At 46.1% G+C, this 17673-nt stretch carries 16 protein-coding genes; 15 read left to right on the forward strand and 1 reads right to left on the reverse strand.

Annotation, left to right across the window (positions count from 1 at the left end):
* The first annotated feature begins 41 nt into the window (after window positions 1-41).
* Window positions 42-620: a DinB family protein gene (locus KVT34_RS16270; RefSeq protein ID WP_217559864.1), complete on the forward strand. Its 579-nt coding sequence runs from the start codon at window positions 42-44 to the stop codon at window positions 618-620.
* Between the two features lie 28 nt (window positions 621-648).
* The gene (locus tag KVT34_RS16275) at window positions 649-840 is read left to right on the forward strand and encodes a hypothetical protein (protein ID WP_217559866.1); all 192 of its coding nucleotides are present in this window, start codon (window positions 649-651) and stop codon (window positions 838-840) included.
* Between the two features lie 80 nt (window positions 841-920).
* Here the strand turns inward: KVT34_RS16275 and KVT34_RS16280 are convergent, their stop codons facing one another.
* On the reverse strand, window positions 921-2099 hold the full coding sequence (locus KVT34_RS16280) for a DUF4272 domain-containing protein (RefSeq protein ID WP_217559867.1): 1179 nt from the start codon (window positions 2097-2099) through the stop codon (window positions 921-923).
* 110 nt (window positions 2100-2209) lie between these two features.
* Between KVT34_RS16280 and pdxR the strand changes: the two genes are divergently transcribed.
* From pdxR to KVT34_RS16345, 13 genes are all read left to right on the forward strand, one after another.
* Window positions 2210-3658, forward strand: a complete 1449-nt coding sequence (gene pdxR, locus KVT34_RS16285) for a MocR-like pyridoxine biosynthesis transcription factor PdxR (RefSeq protein ID WP_217559868.1) — start codon at window positions 2210-2212, stop codon at window positions 3656-3658.
* A gap of 81 nt (window positions 3659-3739) precedes the next feature.
* A complete protein-coding gene (locus KVT34_RS16290; RefSeq protein WP_217559869.1) occupies window positions 3740-4429 on the forward strand; it encodes a GNAT family N-acetyltransferase in 690 nt (229 codons plus the stop codon).
* A 328-nt stretch (window positions 4430-4757) separates the two neighbouring features.
* Window positions 4758-5045: a hypothetical protein gene (locus KVT34_RS16295; RefSeq protein ID WP_217559870.1), complete on the forward strand. Its 288-nt coding sequence runs from the start codon at window positions 4758-4760 to the stop codon at window positions 5043-5045.
* A 182-nt stretch (window positions 5046-5227) separates the two neighbouring features.
* Window positions 5228-7678: a Kelch repeat-containing protein gene (locus KVT34_RS16300; protein WP_217559871.1), complete on the forward strand. Its 2451-nt coding sequence runs from the start codon at window positions 5228-5230 to the stop codon at window positions 7676-7678.
* Window positions 7679-7693: 15 nt separating this feature from the next.
* Window positions 7694-12493, forward strand: coding sequence for an RHS repeat domain-containing protein (locus KVT34_RS32610; RefSeq protein WP_217559873.1), 4800 nt, complete (start codon window positions 7694-7696; stop codon window positions 12491-12493).
* A 334-nt stretch (window positions 12494-12827) separates the two neighbouring features.
* Window positions 12828-13676, forward strand: a complete 849-nt coding sequence (locus KVT34_RS16310) for a hypothetical protein (RefSeq protein ID WP_217559875.1) — start codon at window positions 12828-12830, stop codon at window positions 13674-13676.
* Between the two features lie 74 nt (window positions 13677-13750).
* A complete protein-coding gene (locus KVT34_RS32735; RefSeq protein WP_217559877.1) occupies window positions 13751-13903 on the forward strand; it encodes a hypothetical protein in 153 nt (50 codons plus the stop codon).
* A 12-nt stretch (window positions 13904-13915) separates the two neighbouring features.
* On the forward strand, window positions 13916-14674 hold the full coding sequence (locus KVT34_RS16320; protein ID WP_217559878.1) for a hypothetical protein: 759 nt from the start codon (window positions 13916-13918) through the stop codon (window positions 14672-14674).
* A 71-nt stretch (window positions 14675-14745) separates the two neighbouring features.
* Window positions 14746-15135: a hypothetical protein gene (locus tag KVT34_RS16325; protein ID WP_217559879.1), complete on the forward strand. Its 390-nt coding sequence runs from the start codon at window positions 14746-14748 to the stop codon at window positions 15133-15135.
* Between the two features lie 95 nt (window positions 15136-15230).
* The gene (locus KVT34_RS16330) at window positions 15231-15677 is read left to right on the forward strand and encodes a hypothetical protein (RefSeq protein ID WP_217559880.1); all 447 of its coding nucleotides are present in this window, start codon (window positions 15231-15233) and stop codon (window positions 15675-15677) included.
* 10 nt (window positions 15678-15687) lie between these two features.
* Entirely contained in the window at window positions 15688-16176 is a 489-nt protein-coding gene (locus KVT34_RS16335) for an immunity 26/phosphotriesterase HocA family protein (RefSeq protein WP_217559881.1), read from the forward strand.
* A 203-nt stretch (window positions 16177-16379) separates the two neighbouring features.
* Window positions 16380-17078, forward strand: a complete 699-nt coding sequence (locus KVT34_RS16340) for a hypothetical protein (protein ID WP_217559882.1) — start codon at window positions 16380-16382, stop codon at window positions 17076-17078.
* A gap of 134 nt (window positions 17079-17212) precedes the next feature.
* Window positions 17213-17593: a hypothetical protein gene (locus KVT34_RS16345; RefSeq protein WP_217559883.1), complete on the forward strand. Its 381-nt coding sequence runs from the start codon at window positions 17213-17215 to the stop codon at window positions 17591-17593.
* Window positions 17594-17673: the final 80 nt, after the last annotated feature.

Below are 17673 nucleotides of genomic sequence, written 5' to 3' on the forward strand. Positions count from 1 at the left end.
GTATACTGGGTTCAACTTCATCTTAAAGGAGAGAACAACCCATGCAAACGAACCAGAACCAAAGCCAGAACCTCAACACGATCGACATCCTGAACCGCTTCGAACAACTGACCGAAACCTATATTCAGGAATTGGAGAATTACAGCCTGGAAGAGCTGACCCGCAAGCCCGAAGAAGATCAGTGGTCACTGGGGCAAATGTACGTGCATTTGATCGGGTCGGTTTTGTACCGGCATCTGCCTATTATGGAGGCCTGCCGCACTTCGTCCGGTTCGGAAGAGGCGGCCGGGAAAACGGAGAGTGGCATAGAAGCTTACGCCCGTGGCAGTTACCCGCCGATCCGGATTCAGATTCCGCCGTCCAAGGAATACACGCCGCTTCAACCGGAAAACAAAGATGAGCTCGTCAGCGGCCTTCGTGACGTCATTCGCGCCATGCGAGCTATCGAGCCGACGCTGGCCGATATTCCGTCGGCCAATACGGTGACGCACCCGGGTTTTGGCGAATTGAACGCGGTGGAATGGTTCGCGCTGGTGGAGATGCACTACCGCCACCATCTGCGCCAGAAGGAGCGTTTGGACGCTTTTTTGCGGGAGACAAAGGAAGCTTCCGGGGCCTGATAGGTGCGGATGGAGGCAAGACGCCTTCGTGCGAAAGCGAATTTCCCGGCGTGAATTCATAGGCAATGCGGACCCCGAGATTCACATAAGCGGCGGCCGCCTGTATCTGCCAAGGACGGACAAATACCGGAAAACCGGAAAACCGGAAAACCGGAAACCGGTTAAAATCAAAAGCCGCCTGTCAGTCGCGCAGGCAGCCCAAAAAGGAGCAGGCTCATAAAGAGCTGCTCCTTTTTGTATAGGGCGGCGTGGTTTATCGACTAGGCTTGGAGTCTCATCTTATGCCCTGGGTACCTGCGCCTACGTATCGGTGCTTACGTCATCCCACTCCGCATCCATATAGCGGACGAGCCAGTTCAAAGCCCGGTGCCTCTCCAGAACGACGCCGTCGTTCAGTCCGGCCGGGGCGGGATTGCCTTTGATCCGGGCATCTACGCAAGCCCAGTCATAGCGGTAAATCCGGTCCGCTTCCTCGAGAATGTCTGCTTTCGGCCGGACTTTTGCCTGCTCAAGGAACGTTTCAAAATTCCCGGCCAGCCTCAAAGCGTCCACGGCGGCCTGAACGTCGCATACGGAATCGGGATAGCCCAATTCTTCCGCGTACCCGAGGGACCAGAGCAGAACCCAGTAGCATTCGTACATCCAGGCGAACTGGATGGCATCCGTCGGATCGGGCGAATCGCTTTCGAGGAAAGCCCGTTCCTTCTCCGTAAAGAAAGAGGAAGCGCCGTACAGCTCGATAACGCCCTCGATAAACTCTTTCGCTTCTTTGATGTCCGCGCCTTCGGCAAGATCCGCGCCGTACATGGCGATCATGCATAGAGCGGTTGCGCGCGCGGCGATTTCCTCTTTGGTCCGGATAGCGGCGAATTCATCCCCGTCGATGACGGGTAAATGCTCGATGACAGGCACGCCCTGTTCCGTCAGCAGAGCCATATTCCGTTCTTTCCGCGCTTCCGCGGACGGAGACGACTGAATATGGGCGTCGATCAGATCCGTGCTGACCGTGACGGTGAAATCTTCTACCTCGGACTCGCCCTGTGCGCTCAACACCACCTGGCCTTCCGGGTTCAGCAGCTGGCCGGTCGGCAGGAACAAGACGGCATGCACGCGGGACGCCGCCTCCAATATCCGGTTCAGGGTGTCCGGGTCGATCTCCTTGGAAGAGACGATGCCGACAGCCGCGTTAAGAGCGGAAATCTGCTTGAGCACTTTGGCTTGAATGTGTTCGTGCGGCGTTTCGATCTGGCTGAAAAAGCCGTACATGCCCCGGATCATCGGCTCGAATTCGCCGGGATTGCCGTCCAGCGTCATCAAGGAAAACGTGACGGTCGTTTTGCTGAAAAGCTTTTTATCCACAACGGTAATCTGGTTCCCGTCCGGAGACAGCTGAACCTGCTTGTCCCCGAAGGCGCTGCGGATGGCTTCCGTTATTTTTTCGTACCCTTTTATCGAGATATAAAGCGTACATTGATTCATGCTGCACTTCCTCTCATCGCGTCGTTAACCCTATCATCATACCGAAAAACCGGTAAAGTTGTAAAATGTGGTATTCTAGCATTAAACCTAGAAAGATAGGAAGGATTCACGTGATTGGTTACCCTAAGCTGGACGAGCGGGACCCGCAGCCGCTGTATATGCAGCTCTACGTTCATATCAAGACCGGCATTATCCGGGGCGAGATCGCCGAACATACCCGTCTGCCGTCTATCCGCAAGCTGGCCGGTTTTCTCGGGCTGAGTACGACACCGGTCGAATCGGCTTACCATCAGCTTCTTTCGGAAGGCTATATCGCGAGCAGACCCAAGAGCGGCTATTACGTGGAAAAGCTCCCCGAGCCCTATGGGAAACTCGGTTCCTTACACATGGGAGAACTCCCGTCAGCCCACGAGGAGGAGCCTGACGCTGTCAGGAAACGCAGGTTCCGCTACGATTTTCATTTGTCGCGGAACGACTTCACGGCTTTTCCATACGGGACCTGGAAAAAGCTTGCGAACGAACTGCTCGTCCCGGACAACGAGAACCTGCTGTTTTTCGGCGACCCGAGAGGCGAGCGCAGGCTAAGGGAACAAATCGCCGCCTACCTCCGGCAGATGCGTGGCGTGGAATGTTCCCCGGGGCAGGTTGTCGTCGGAGCCGACCAGTTTAATCTGGGCGTCATTTTGAGCCAGATTTTGAAGCGGTACGGTTCGCGGCTCGCCGTGGAGAACCCCGGGTACCCGCTTATCCCGTCGATTTTCGGCAGGGCGGGCTACGAGATCTTGCCTGTGCCGCTGGAAGCGGACGGCATCGACGTCGGACGGCTTCACGCCGCCGGGGCCCGCCTCGTCACTGTCACGCCTTCGCACCAGTTTCCCCGCGGCATGGTGATGCCGGTCTCCAAGCGGCTGAAGCTGCTCCAGTGGGCGCGAGACACGGACGGCTTCATTCTCGAAGACGACTACGACGGGGAATTCCGCTACCACGGGCGTCCCGTTCCGGCTCTGCAGGCGCTCGTTCCCGGCGCTCCCGTCATTTATTTGGGCGGCTTCGGCCAAATTATGGCCCCGGCTCTCTGTGTCAGCTATATGGTGCTGCCGGACAAGCTCGTGCCGCTTTTCGACGCGCTGCGCAGAGAGATGATGTTCGAGCAGTCCGCCTCCAGGCTGCATCAGCATACGCTGGCGCTTTTTATGGAGCGGGGCTATCTGGAGAAGCATGTGCGCAGGATGCGCAAGCTTTACCGGAAAAAGCACGACAGGCTGACGGCAGCCGTCGGGCGTTTTTTCGGCAGCCGGGCCGCGGTGATCGGCAGAGACGCCGGATTCCATATCGTGCTCCGCGTGCGTGACGATCGGCCGGAGGCGGAACTGCTCCGGCTGGCGGAAGCGGACGGCGTTCATGTGTCATCGGCGGCGTTTTATTGGCCGGGGACGGTTCCGCCGGAAGGCGAGAAAGATTTTATGGTCGGATTCAGCGGGATTGCGGAAGAGGACATCGAGCCGGGTATACAGAAACTGAAGGAAGCGTGGTTCGGCGACGAGAATCTGTCGTCTTGAATTTTGTAAATCTGCTCATTTTGAAATGGATAGTTTGCTGGTATAACGGAGATAGACATGATCTATGGAGGTTTGAAAGCTATGAATGAACCTGTGAATGAATCAGTGAGGGAGCCTGTGAATACAGCTGTGAATGAACCTGTGAATGAACACGTGAACGGACCCGGGAGTGCCGTACCGGACCGCCCCCAAAGCGGCTCTCCGAACAAAGCCGGCGCCCCGGTGCCCGTACGTTTTCTGGAAGGGAAAAAGGTTTATTTGCGCCCCCTTGATACCGGGGACACGGAGACGTATTTCCAGCAGTTGTTTCAGCCGGAAACCCGCAAATTGACCGGCACGCAGAAACATTTTACAAGAAGCCAGATCGAGCGCTACATCGAAGGAAAAGCGCAGGACACGTCGAGCATTCTGCTGCTGATCGCCCTGGCCGAAACCGACGAGGTGATCGGGGACATCGCCCTGCAGGCTATCGACAGCTACAACTGCAGTGCGGGCATCCGCATCTCTATCGACAGCAGCAGAAACCAGGGCAAAGGCTGCGGCACGGAAGCGCTCAACCTTATGCTGGATTACGGATTCGGCATCGTAAATCTGCACCGGATCGAGCTGAACGTATTTGCCTATAACGAGCGTGCCCTCCACGTGTACGAGAAAGTCGGTTTCAAAAAAGAAGGTGTGCAGAAAGAAGCCCTCTACTATAATCACAAGTACCACGACTCGATTCTGATGGCGATCCTTGAACACGAGTACCGGGAACTTCACGGACTGTAGGGTTTGGGCGGAGCTGCTCCTATAGTGTTCTCACCCCGTTCACGCAAAAAAAGATCCTTCTTCCACTAACCATGGGTTAGGTGGAGAAGGATCTTTTTAACGGCTTAATTTGCCGGCTTTGCCTCTCTCATCACTCTGCATACCAGCCGCATCAGCTTTCATTACATGGCGGGGAAGAGGTGGAAGAACACTTTCGTCGTGAAGGAGCAGATATCTATGATTTTGAGCCTAAATACGACGTGTGGCGGTGTCCCGAATGTGCCCGAATTTATGTATTTAAGGGTGTGAGTTTGTTGTACCAATACAAATTGGAAAAGTAGGCGATTCGATGGTCCTTAACGGTATCGACTTTTCAGCGGAAGAAATCGAGGAAATTGAGCTTCTAAAAGAACTTTGTGAGGGCATAACCGTCGACGGAGTTGAAATTGTCGGTTTTAAGGTGCTTTCGGATTTATTGAACAATCGTGTTAGGTTCGAAGACTTTCCGCAGGAAGTATTACAGACTACGCAGCTTCAGGTGAACGATTATGTTTATTTCTGGTCGGATGTCGATTGGTTTGACAGCCGGCTGGCTGAGAGCGTGGCTATAAAATTTAGTAAAATGTTAGGGAATTGAGGTCAGCCGGGAAGTCCGGCTGGCTTTTTTTATACCGATAAATGCTCAGTTGGATTAATTCAAATTTAATGGGCTTCGACAAAAAGAGCTAAACAATCTGTTTGGGAAGGAGTCGATACTAATGTAGTTTGTTCGGAAAGGAGTTCAGAAAATAAAAGTACAATAAAAGAGGAGAACATAAAATGAAAAAACGTTATTTAAATTTTGTATGCTTGATGATTATTGTTGCTTTATTTTCGACTCAAACCGTGTCGGCTCATGTCCTCGGAGACTTCGTCAGCTCGATTGAGGAGAAGAATCCAACGGATCTTTTGCAAAGTCCATCGGTTTCTTCAAGTGTTTACGGGGACGTCTATAGTCAGCGAGGGCTTGTAGCCGCAAGTGGAGGCACTAAAATAGTCACCTACCAAGATGTATTTAAAGATGAACTTCATGGCCACGGCCAGAGTACGCTGCCTAACGATTCTATCCTTATAACAGGGGGACACGAATCTTATCCTACGGATAAGATATACACCTACTACCCGTTGGAAAATTCTCTGATCCGCAACTACGATCACCTCTTGCAACAAACATTCCATGATCATTCACAAACAACTATGCCTGACGGGCGTGTGCTGATCACAGGGGGGGAAAGTTATCCGTCCATATACAATTGGATGACGATTTATGATAAACAAAATTTTTATCGGCCCTTTTCCTCTCCAAAAGTTTCTTTACCTACAGGGCTAAGTAGACACGCTTACTCCGATATGGCGGGTAGTAAAATCTTGTTCACTGGGGGCAGATCATTTTATTCAGTGCCAGGTGGTTCTACAAACGTTATATATCCTAATTCTTATATCTACGATATTCAAAAGGAAGAAATCATAAGTGCCGCTTCCATGCCCAAAAAATTGTACAGTCATGCTCAGAGTACATTACCGGACGGCAAGGTGATGGTAACCGGCGGGGTTTCCGAGGATTTAAAGTCGTCCCATTCAACTTATATTTATAATCCGGGGACTAATGCCTGGAAGGAAGCTGCACCTTTACCGGTACCGATAGACAGCCATAGACAAGCTACTTTAGCAGATGGACGTGTTGTGGTCATCGGGGGAGAAACTAACGATGTGGAACGGAACACGATTTATTTTTATAATCCGCAAACCGATACATGGAAGCTCTCATCCACTCAACTTCCTTTTTCTTTGGCTAGGTTTGGCATGAGTTCTTTAAAAGATGGAAGACTGGTACTGACCGGGGGACACGGAAGCGGGAACGGACGGGCGGTGCTCATCATTACATTTAATAAATTACCTGTTTTGTCGGTAAACAGTACCAATCAAACGGTCAATCCGAATTATGGGAACTCGGTAATAACGCTATCCGGTACAGTAGCGGACCCGAACAATGATCCGGTAACGATAAGCGCAACAATTGCGGGTGTCACGAAATCGACGGTTGCGACGGTGTCAGGGCAATCTTGGTATCTGCAGTGGGATACGCAGAAAGATCCCATTCCGCAAGGGAGCTATACGAACATACCGGTTACCGCTAGCGATGGAGAAGACGAGGTGACGGCTGTTTTCAACGGGGTCGTTCAAGTGGACCGTAATCAAGCACCCTACGCTCCCAGTCATTTGGCGCCTGCGGGAAGCAAAGCTTCTCCGGCTATAACGGCGAGTACTCAATCGACACTGTCTTGGAGGTTTACCGATCCGGATAGCGGGGACGCACAATCAGCCTATCAAGTCATCATTAATAATGCGGCTACGAATGCAGCTGTTTTGGATACCAATTGGATTAGTTCTTCTCTATCCTCCTATTCTGTACCTGCCGGTATACTGAGCGGGGGAAGCATCTACGAGTGGAAGGTTCGTACCAAGGACAGCCGAGGCATGGTGTCTGATTATTCAGGTTCCGGCTATATTCGCCTAAACCAGATTCCTGTCCTTTCCTTGACTTCTTATACGGACGGAGAAGTTTTATCCGATAATATTTTGAATTTCTCATGGACCTATAAGGATGAACAGCCTCAACAAAGTTATCAAATTATGGGTACTCAGGACAATTGGTTAACTACGGGATACAATTCGGGTGTCATTTATTCAAATGCAGGCAGTCATACTACGACCCCGTTAGCCAACGGGATGTGGAGTTTTGCGATCGCGGTCAACGACGGCTTGGATTGGTCGGCTAAGGCGTACCGCAACAATTTGAAGCTGCCCAATGCTTTGGAGCCCAATGATACATTTAGCACCGCTTTTCCGATTCAATACCGGCTAACCTACAATTCTCAAATCAACCCTGCATCAGATAAAGATTTCTTCAGCTATAAGGCAATCTCTTCGGGAATTGACAAAGTTGGGTTGAAAGTCCCGGCGGGCAAAAATTATGATGTGCATGTTTATGATGCGAACCGGAATTTAATCGCGGCCGGAATTCGAGAATCAGGACAAGAAGAGAACGTATTGTATGAAGTAAGCGAAGGGAAATTATATTACATTGAAATTGTAGGTGTGAATGGAGACTTCCATTCCTCGGAAAGTTACGCCTTAACTGTAAGTCCCATTCAAGTACGTGTCCGAACCGATTACAAGTACGACAATAACGGTAATCTCATTACCAAAACCACAACTCAATCGGATTAAAGGGGAGGCTTAACTGTGAGAAGAATAGGGACTAGCGCCTTAGCCCTGCTGCTAATTCTGTCTTCCTTATTCGGAGACGGCAGTGTGATCTCGGCAGCAAATGAACCTGCTGCCGGATCGAATCCGGATACCATTTTTAGCAAGGCGGCACGTTACCATTACCCTGACGAAGTTATTCAACAATTGTTGGATGAAGGGTTTAGCTCGCAAGAAATCCAGCATTATATTCAAGATCCGACAATCAATAAAGATACGATTCAGAAAAAAATGCGGGCCCAAAGAAAAACCTTCATAAATGATTCCAAAAAAGCGGAAGGCACAGTGGTAAATGAGCTGACTGAAAAGTTCAGTACATCCTCTACGGGTATGGGGCAGTTGTCTTCTGAAATTCCTGATCACTCTTACGTTAGAACCCGTCCCGACGAAGCACCATACTCCGTACATACGGACAACGAATCCATATCTACTCTAAGTGGCGGGATATCCAGAAAAGAAACCGATTTGGTTCTTCCGGGGAGGAACGGACTTTCGTTTGCCTTAACCCGGATTTATGACAGTACCGATTCACAGTTCGGAGCTATGTATGTGGAAGGCGGATCGAATGCAAAGAGAACTCCGTATGATATGACGTTGTATCAAATCGGAGCAGGCTGGAAGTGGGATATCAGTTCGATCGAATATGATTACGGAACCAGATATTTGCACCTGGCCGGAGGCGGAGTGTATGAAATCGATAACACTAGCCTGCTCTTAAAAGGCTACCCTTGGCAGGATCTTACTTTAGCTAAAGATAATACGGTTACAGTGGATAACGAGACGTCCTATTTTGTTTTAAAAACGAACTCCGGAGTCCGGCAATATTTTAATTTCGAAGGACGTATTCTTCAAATTAAAGATTTGTATGGAAATAAAATAGAATTCCGGTATGCGGAGCATTCTTCGTTCGGTAAAGTTTTAAATTCCGTCACGGATTCAATCGGCAATGTTATTCAGATAGAATATAACGAGCAGAGTATTGTATTGACCAAGGGAAAGGAAATTGTCACGTATCACAAGAAAACGGAGCAGAATTTTTCCCTGCTCTCCAAAGTGGTCGATCAGGCTGGACGTGTAACAGCTTACGATTATCATCTGAAAACAGCGAGGTTTAACCTAGTTGGACCTAGCGGAGGAGGTTTTAATCCCTACGCTCTTTTGACAGGTATCTCCCATCCAACCGGTGCCAAAACTCTCTACGCTTACGAAGACAGTCCGGTTACCAGGTACACAAGTGAAATGTCCATTAACGAAGTTTACCGGGTGAAAAACAGAAAAGAGCAGATTGCTTATCAAGATGGATCGTTGGAAACGTATAATGACAAGACCGTCGAATATGAGGATGATATCGGGAGCTCTTATGGTAAAGATATTTATTTTACTCTTATTCTGTCAGACGGACTGACCCGTACTTCCTATCACAACAAAAAGGATTTTACGGACAAAATGACGCCGGTTGCCTATTATACCGAGCGCATATCCGAAGTCAGCGGCGATTCGCAGAAAACAACGGAATACAAGTACGACGTATCACGCAATTTTACTATTCCTACTTCTATCACCACTCAAACGACTAATTTACAAACTCATCAGCAATCTCCGCCGATTACGGTAGTAAGGTCGTATGACGGGTATAAAAACTTGTTAAGCGAAACCGATCCGATGGGAGTTCAATCAACGTATACGTACGATGATAAGTTCCATTTGCCCAGCAGTGTAACAAAGCCCGTTGGTGACCGGGTAATGCAGTATACGGAATTCACCCGGAATGACCGGGGAAGCTTGCTGCAAATCACGACTAAAGAAGGGGGCGCAGGAGGGAACATACTTAAGAAGACATCGTACGAAAATTACGATCCATACGGAAACTCACAACAGATCAGGCTGAAAGATACCCATAGAGATATCCTGGTTCAAACCGAATTCAGTGAAAGGAGTCAATTCGCGTTTCCAAGCAGGCAAAGTATCCAAACAGTCAATGCAGACGGTCAAGTCTCCACGGTTACCAAGGAATTTATTTTTCAACCGTCAACCGGGGCTTTAGAGAAATATAAAGACGGCAATGGGCATGAGACTATTTATGAGTACGACAAGATTGGCCGCTTGACCAAAGCCATGTTTCCGGACCAAAGTAATATTACCAATCTCTATCAAGATAATGAGAATAAAATTATTAGCAAGGACGAGTCCGGGTTAACATCCTACGCTTCATGGAACCCCATTGGATTGAAAATGGAAAGCGGCCTGGTTGAGTTTGGCACGTACAAAGCCAAAGCCAAATACGGCTACGATACGTACGGCCGCCAAATCTGGAACGAAGACGCCGTAGGGAACCGTACGCAGATCGGTTATGACGCCTGGAACCGGCAGAACCAGGTCACCTATGCGGATCAGGCCGTCTCCAGAATCGCTACGGACGACTACAATCTCACCCAGACGACAACCGATCCGGAAGGGAATATATTCAGGCAGACGGCAGACAAGCTCGGCAGAATCATTAAGAAAGAGCAGATCGCTCCAACCGCCAAAGTGCTCGGAACGTATCAATACAATTTTGCGGGGAACGTCGTTGCCAGCACGGATGCGAACGGCGGCACCACCGAGTTCCGCTACGACCCTCTGGGACAGCTGACCGCCGTCATCAATGCCAAAAAAGAAGAAACGAAATACACCTACGACCAGTTAGGGCAAATGATCCGCATCACGTATCCCGACAACAACACGACGCAGAAGAAGTATGATGAGCTGGGCCGTCTCATTCAGACCACCGATGCCACCGGCAAAGTGGAGAAGCTGTACTACGACGGCAACAACAACCAGATCCGGGCGACCGACAGGAACGGCACAGAGCTCAGCTACGTGTACGATGCGCGCAATTTCCTGATCGAGAAGAAAGCGCCGGACGAAACGATCCGCTATGCGTACGACCTTGCCGGACGGCGCACCCGGATGACAGATAACACGGGCACGACGCAGTACACGTACCAGCCGTCCACGGGGCAACTGTCCAAGGTTGTTTACCCGGACGGTAAAACGCTCGCGTACGATTACAACGCACTGGGCCTGCGAAGCTCCCTGAACGATCCGTCCGGCCAAAACACCTACTACCAGTACGACTCGCGCAACCGCCTGTCGAGCGTATCCTCTTCCCTCGCGGACGAGGAAGCGGCCTACAGCTATTACCGCAACGATCTTATCAAGCAGACCAGGCAGCGCAACGGAATCACGACCGCGTATACCTACAACGGGCTGCAGCTGCAAACGCTGACGCATAAGCAGGCGGACGGAACCGCGCTCAACACCTATGCCTACGAGTACGACGCCAACGAGAACGAAACCGCCAAAACCGAGAACGGCCAAACCTATCAATTCGGCTACGACCCGCTCAACCGGATCACTTCATCCAGCCAATACCGGGAAAGCTACGCGTATGATGCCCGCGGCAACCGGACTTCGTTCCAAACCAACCATGAAGTGAACAGCCCGGACGCCGACTACGTCTATGATAAAAAAGACCGGCTCTCCGCCGTAAAATTGAAGGATGGCAGCACCATCTCCTATACCTATAACGGAGACGGACTGCTGTACGAGCGCACAGACAAAGATGGAACCGCGCGCTACTATTACGATGGAGACCAGGTCATCGCCGAAGGCGACGGCAGCGGCAGCCTCAAAGCCCGCTATGTGCGGGGAAGAGAGCTTGTAGCCCGAGAGAGCGGCGGGAGCAAAGCCTACTACCTCCACAACGGACACGGAGATGTCGTCGAGCTTCGCAGCGAAACCGGAACTCGGTTGAACCAGTACGCCTATGACATCTGGGGCAACCCGACCGTAAGCGAGGAAAACATCTCCAACCCGTTCCGCTATTCCGGGGAATACTGGGATTCCGCAACCAAGCTCCAGTACCTCCGCGCCCGCTGGTACGATCCGAGTATGGGACGGTTTATTAATGAGGATACGTATGAAGGGCAGCTGGATAATCCGCTGAGTTTGAATTTGTATACGTATGTGGAGAATAATCCACTTACTCATGTTGATCCCTCAGGATTTTGGTGTACTTCGGATGACAAGAAATATTCGCATCCCGGCGGATGTAGTGACTCGAGTAACTGGAAAAACTATTCAGATGATATGAATCATGATGGTGATCAAATCCTAACCGGTTCTAATTTTGTAGGTCCTCCTGCTAGTTACACTTACCCAATAGAACTACGTTATGCACGATGGTATGCTGGGGAAGCTGCTGCATTTGAAGGGGCTTCAGATAGTGTGAAGCAGCAACTGGCTCATATGGCAAAGAGTGATTGGACATGGAGTGACGCTGTCAAATGGTTTGGTGCAGGAGCATTAACAGGAGCAGTAATGTTGGCACCATCAGCGGGTTTAGCTGCAATGGAGGTAGCAACTACAGGTACTTTTACTTACAATGCAACATTGATGTCTGGGGGGTCAATTGCTTTTGTAAGAATTCTATCAGGAATGAAATCGGCAAGTGCTGTACCTGCTCTTAATCAAATTGCTCAAAAATCTCTTGCAGTAAATAGACCAATAACAGGTATAATACGAAGTGATAGAACGGTTGAAGCATATGTTCAAGATGCGTCATATTCATTCTCACATAAAGGATTAGGACTTACAAAAGCTGACACTGGATTCAATATGTCTTTTTATGAAGGGAAATGGAGCATTACCGGATCAGGGTATGCAGCGAGTCAAGGTTGGAATAGGCCAACTGCGGCTCAAGAAAAGATGCTTCTTACAATGTTTGGGGTGAAGTAGAAATGGGTCTCTTCGATTTAATAAGACACAAGTATGCTGTTTTTTGTCCGATTTGTAAAAATGAGTTAAATTTGTATTCTTACGATTCGGATGATTCTATGTTATTCAAATGTATCTCGTGCAATGAATACTATGAGCGACCTGAACATTCATTGGATTTACAGCCAACAGATCGAGGTCACAGACTAAACGAACAACTAAAGAACATCGATTATCAGGAGTTCTACAATGGAAGTCCATCAAGCGAAGCTTTGGGACCGAGATGGATCAAATTCTTGAATAGACTTTCAAAAAGATAATAAGATGATTTATTCCACATGAGAGTAAAAGAATTGTGCTTTTCTTTAAGGGCTTAGTTAAAAGCTTCTTTAAAACGAGTATTTTAAACGAAATTTCTTTTAAAAACCATCTTGCAACTCGCTTGATGGTTTTCTTTTTTACTGTGGTGGTACAAAAATTATTAACGATGAGGAAAGGTGGAAAGCGTGTGAAGGAAATATCTCTTACCCTATTTACCTACCAAATCTTCAACAAACAGAATATAGCGGAAAGTGTATTTGATTCTTTAAGTGAGAATGGATTTTTATTTACTAAGATGGGAGTGACAGAACCTCTTAAAGTTAGTTATTCACGAGAAGAAGCCATTTCTTTATGGTGCTCGGAGACAGAAGGATGCTATGACATAGAATTAGAAAAAATGGTGGGGAAAGCCGGAAACTTCATGGCAAAAGGCCCAAAATCATTGTTCATGGGGAGTCAATGGTGGCATTGCCCGAATAAGAAAAAGCTAAATTATATGTACTTCATCTTCTCGGTTGATGTGTTTGATTCCAAAAAACAAGGAATCCTAAAGTTGTTTAAAGAGTTTATTGTACTTTTTGAAGCCGTATATGGAGAATTAACACATTCTGACGCTTTAAAAAGACAGCATGTCACAGGTACTCCGGATTTGAGATTGCCCGGTGTGTTCTGGTGCAATTATTATTCAAACGAGTATCTAGCATTCATGAATTGCAGAGAGCAAGTGGAATCTTTTAAGTGGTGGAAGAAAGAGGACATGGAAGAAGGCACGATGACCTTCCTGAGCGAAGACCCTAAAGAGTTGGTGGAGCCCAATTATCTAGAGGAAAATGCCAGACAGCATTTTGGCGAAGAGGTGTTTCTTGCGAAAGAAAGAATGTAAATAGGTACGAAAGAAAGTGAGGCAGCAGTTGATTTCAATTGTTGCCTTTCTTTTTATTAGGAGGAAGTAAATTGGTGTACTACATCGTAGGAGCTTATCTTAGTCAACATTCATGTGCGGCCAAAATCTCAGCTGCTATTTATGTGGCCTATAGAGCAGTAAGGTTAGCTCCGTCACTTTTACCGCCACTTTGGCCAACAATTTCTGCGAATATAGCAGTTCCTTAAGGAGCGAACGGTATGAATATAAAAAAGGCATTGGACAAGTATGTTGGTCCCAAACTAGCTGTATACGGGTTTGATTATGCTGGACGCAGGGATAATTTATCCTGGATGTATACACGAGAAATAAACAAGGTGACCCAATATATTGTTTTTTTCAAAAGCAGGTATGTACCTAATGGGTTAAGATTAGAGTTATATACTTCGTTAAAAATAACAGATGTAACCTATGGACATCAATTGATGGAAGATAATCTGATCTTGGGAGATTTTTGGAGTTTTCAAGATGACGACAGCCTAAAAGAAGTTCTGGAAGAGTTCGTATCCTTAACGATAGAAAAAGGGATACATTTGCTGGAACTAAAAAGTATCCCTATTCTGCAGCCTACGTTAGAACAGGCAAAAGAACTGCTTGAAAATCATGAATTATGGTTCTCAAAGTTCTATCTAAAAAAGAAGTTCAGCTTAGACCCATCAACACTCAAAGAAGTTGAAGATTTAATATTGGCTGAAAAAATGAAGCAGGTAGAATTAGACTGGAACTTTATCTTTGAAGTAAGTGCTTATGTCGGTGAAGTATATAAGAAGGCTTCCATGGGAGTTTGGGATTGGAATAAGTATTTTGATACGGTAACTATCCTGGATTCACAAGGCGAACCTTTAGCAAACCCATTAAATGAAGTTTTGCGATTTTGGAGTAACCCGGAAATGAAGTCCTATGGACTTCTGGAGGATTTTCAATTTTCGTATCAACTATATATGAAAGAAAATGACTAACCTCTTTATTAGGAGGGAGCAAATTGGTGTACTACATCGTAGGAGCTTATCTTAGTCAATAAAACTCCATTGTGTTAAATGCTACAGCTACAAATCAAATCGGTTTGAACGCTTCAACAAACAGATATACGGTAATAGATCCTCCTTATACTGCTGAAGAAGTGGGAACAGAAATACTAAAGTTGTTTCAACTATGTTTGAACGAGCCCGATTTGAAGGAAGAGATTTCGGGAAATCTTCCGGAAATGCTGAGGTATAAAACACCCAGTAAATTTAACAAAGCTTATTATCATGTCATTATACAGATGTTTTTAGACAGGCAAGTTTATGAATTTACACCTATGAAAAAAGAAGGTCCTGGTTACATTAATAACGGCAAAACCAAAGTAGCGATACCTTTTAATGCAACAAAAGATCAAATAGGAGAAGCATTATTGGAAGTATTTAAAATGTGTAAATAGTTAGTCAGCTCACGCTCAAAAATCAGTTGGGAAGTGTTAATATCGACCGCCTTGTGTTTGTCACTTGGCGGTCTTATCAAAGAGTGGAGGAAGTCATGAACCGGCTAATGGTATCTGCTTCGATGAATAAAAATAAAGACTTCATCATCTTTAATTCACTTGCTAAAGACAGTCTTGGACTAAGTTCTTCCACAAATCGAGTACTTTTTGTACATGCCCCCTTTAAAGCAGAAGATCTAGGGGGACTATTGATACAGGCATTTAAAATATGTAAGGAAGCTCCGTATTTAACTGAGAATATAAAAGGTAATCTGCATGAGGTAGTGGGTATAAAAACAGTTAATCAGTTTGTGAAAGAGTATGTACAAGTTATGATTACGTTGGATACGGATAAAGAGATATACGTATATTCCCCCACGAAAAGATACAAAACGAAAGGATATTTACGAGAAAAAGGTGACATGGAAATCCAAATACCTCAAATTTCATTATCGAGTGTAATAGGAGAAACCTTAATGAAATCATTTGAATGGAGCAAATGAGGTGAACTAAATGACAGAGGAATTTACAGAACTTCGAGTATTGAAGCGAACAAGAAAGAACCCAAAAATCGGTGATATTTTCGTTATGGAGCCAAAGGAAGATTTGTTTTATTTCGGCAAGGTCATCGATGCCAATGTAGTGAGTAAAAATCCCTTATTTAATGGAGGCTACTTAATCTATTTATATAATTATCCTGCAAAAACAAAAGAAATTCCAAATCAATTGGACCCCCACAATTTATTAATTCCCCCGTTAGTAACAAAGAAACAAGGCTGGTTAAAAGGATACTTTGAAACCGTTGGTTCAAGCGAGGTTACGAGTGATGAAAAGAATCTTGATTACGGTTTTTGGCACAGCACCTCAGAAAAATTTTATTCTCTTTCTTGGGAGATACTTAAAGAAAAGCCGAGTCAATTTATAAGAAACGGATTAATTAGCTACGGAGGAATAGACCGGGGTATTCACAGATTGCTTTCAGGCCAACCGCACAATTTATAAAGCATTTTTAATTAACTTACAAGAAACTTTTATGGGCCAATGGAGTATCTTATCCCTGAATGGTTTTAAACCGTCAGGGTTTCTTTTTGTGGAGCAGGTTCTTCGACTAATCAAATTTTGCTGCATGAGCCAGAGTATCAAAATGCAAAAATCGGACAAAACGGGAGCTATACAAACTACTAAGGGTACAAGGGGTGAACAAGATGTCTGAAATCATGTTAGTGATATTTACCTATCAAACCTTTAACAAAAAGTATATAGCTGAAAATTTTTTCGATACTCTATCAGAGTCTGGGACGGTTATTTCAAAAATTGGGCTAACAGAACCTTTAAAAATTAAATATTCTCGAGAAAAAGCTATAGAACTTTGGTGCAGTGAGACTGAGGGATGTTATGATCTAGAACTTGAAAAAATGGTTGGAAAAACAGGTTGCTTTAAGGGGAAAGCGGAAAAGCAAGCACTTTTCATAAATTCACATTGGTGGGAGTGGCCTAATAAGAAATCTATGAACTTTATTATTTTATCGTTTTCCGTAAAGATTTTTTTGCAAAAAAAGTGGGAGTTAACCTCTATTTTTAAACATTATATTAAATTATTTAATGGTCAATTTGGTTATATAACACATCGATTTTCGAAAGATCGACAGCATGTCACAGGTACTCCGGATTTGAGATTGCCCGGTGTGTTTTGGTGCAATTATTATTCAAACGAATACTTAGCGTTAATGAATTGCAGAGAACAAGTGGAATCATTTAAGTGGTGGAAGAAAGAGGATTTGGAAGAAGGGACAATGACCTTTCTAAGCGAAGACCCTAAAGAGTTGGCGGCGCCCAATTATCTAGAGGAAAATGCCAGACAGCATTTTGGCGAAGAGGTGTTTCTTGCGAAAGAAAGAAGTTAAATACGTAAGAAAGAAGATGAGGCGGCAAATTGGTGCATCACATCTTAGGTGCTTGTCAAGGAAGAACCCCAAGATCGGTGATATTCTTTTATTTAATGGAGGCCGCTTAATCTATTTATAAAGTGGGTGAGCAAATGTACTTGTCTGAAACCTCAGCGTTGAGATTAAAAGAACTTGGCTTTAAGAGAACTTATTATATTGATGAGATAGCACCATTTGACTTTTACAAAGTTAACGAAGAAGTATGGGTGTTAGGTGGTAGAATCTTGCCCGAAGGAGACTTACTAGCACCTTCAGACATTACTATTAAAGGAACATGGTTACCTAGTTTGACTGATTTAATGACGTGGTTGGCCGATAATAACTATACTTATACGTTAGAGTGCAAAGAAAGAGGTCATGGTTATGTAGTTCACGCATTAGATAGCGAAGGTAATACAACTAAGGGTAAAGGCGGTACTGCCGAACTTGCCTTTAGTAAAGTCATAGAGCATATATTAAAATCTACAAGATAATTCTCGTAATCTACATTACTCCTAATGATAGAAAGAATAAAGGTGAAAGATTTAGTGGAGTAGAGTTGAAGGGGGAATAA

Origin of the sequence: Paenibacillus sp. GbtcB18, assembly GCF_019091125.1 — a bacterium.
In the GTDB taxonomy this organism is placed as follows: Bacteria; Bacillota; Bacilli; order Paenibacillales; family NBRC-103111; genus Paenibacillus_F; species Paenibacillus_F chitinolyticus.

Excerpts from the sequence above, each read along its gene's own strand:
- KVT34_RS16270 (WP_217559864.1), top strand. The coding sequence starts at position 42 with ATGCAAACGAACCAGAACCAAAGCCAGAACCTCAACACGATCGACATC.
- KVT34_RS16280 (WP_217559867.1), bottom strand. The coding sequence starts at position 2,099 with ATGAATCAATGTACGCTTTATATCTCGATAAAAGGGTACGAAAAAATA.
- KVT34_RS16290 (WP_217559869.1), top strand. The coding sequence starts at position 3,740 with ATGAATGAACCTGTGAATGAATCAGTGAGGGAGCCTGTGAATACAGCT.
- KVT34_RS16295 (WP_217559870.1), top strand. The coding sequence starts at position 4,758 with ATGGTCCTTAACGGTATCGACTTTTCAGCGGAAGAAATCGAGGAAATT.
- KVT34_RS16300 (WP_217559871.1), top strand. The coding sequence starts at position 5,228 with ATGAAAAAACGTTATTTAAATTTTGTATGCTTGATGATTATTGTTGCT.
- KVT34_RS16320 (WP_217559878.1), top strand. The coding sequence starts at position 13,916 with ATGAATATAAAAAAGGCATTGGACAAGTATGTTGGTCCCAAACTAGCT.
- KVT34_RS16330 (WP_217559880.1), top strand. The coding sequence starts at position 15,231 with ATGAACCGGCTAATGGTATCTGCTTCGATGAATAAAAATAAAGACTTC.
- KVT34_RS16335 (WP_217559881.1), top strand. The coding sequence starts at position 15,688 with ATGACAGAGGAATTTACAGAACTTCGAGTATTGAAGCGAACAAGAAAG.
- KVT34_RS16340 (WP_217559882.1), top strand. The coding sequence starts at position 16,380 with ATGTCTGAAATCATGTTAGTGATATTTACCTATCAAACCTTTAACAAA.
- KVT34_RS16345 (WP_217559883.1), top strand. The coding sequence starts at position 17,213 with ATGTACTTGTCTGAAACCTCAGCGTTGAGATTAAAAGAACTTGGCTTT.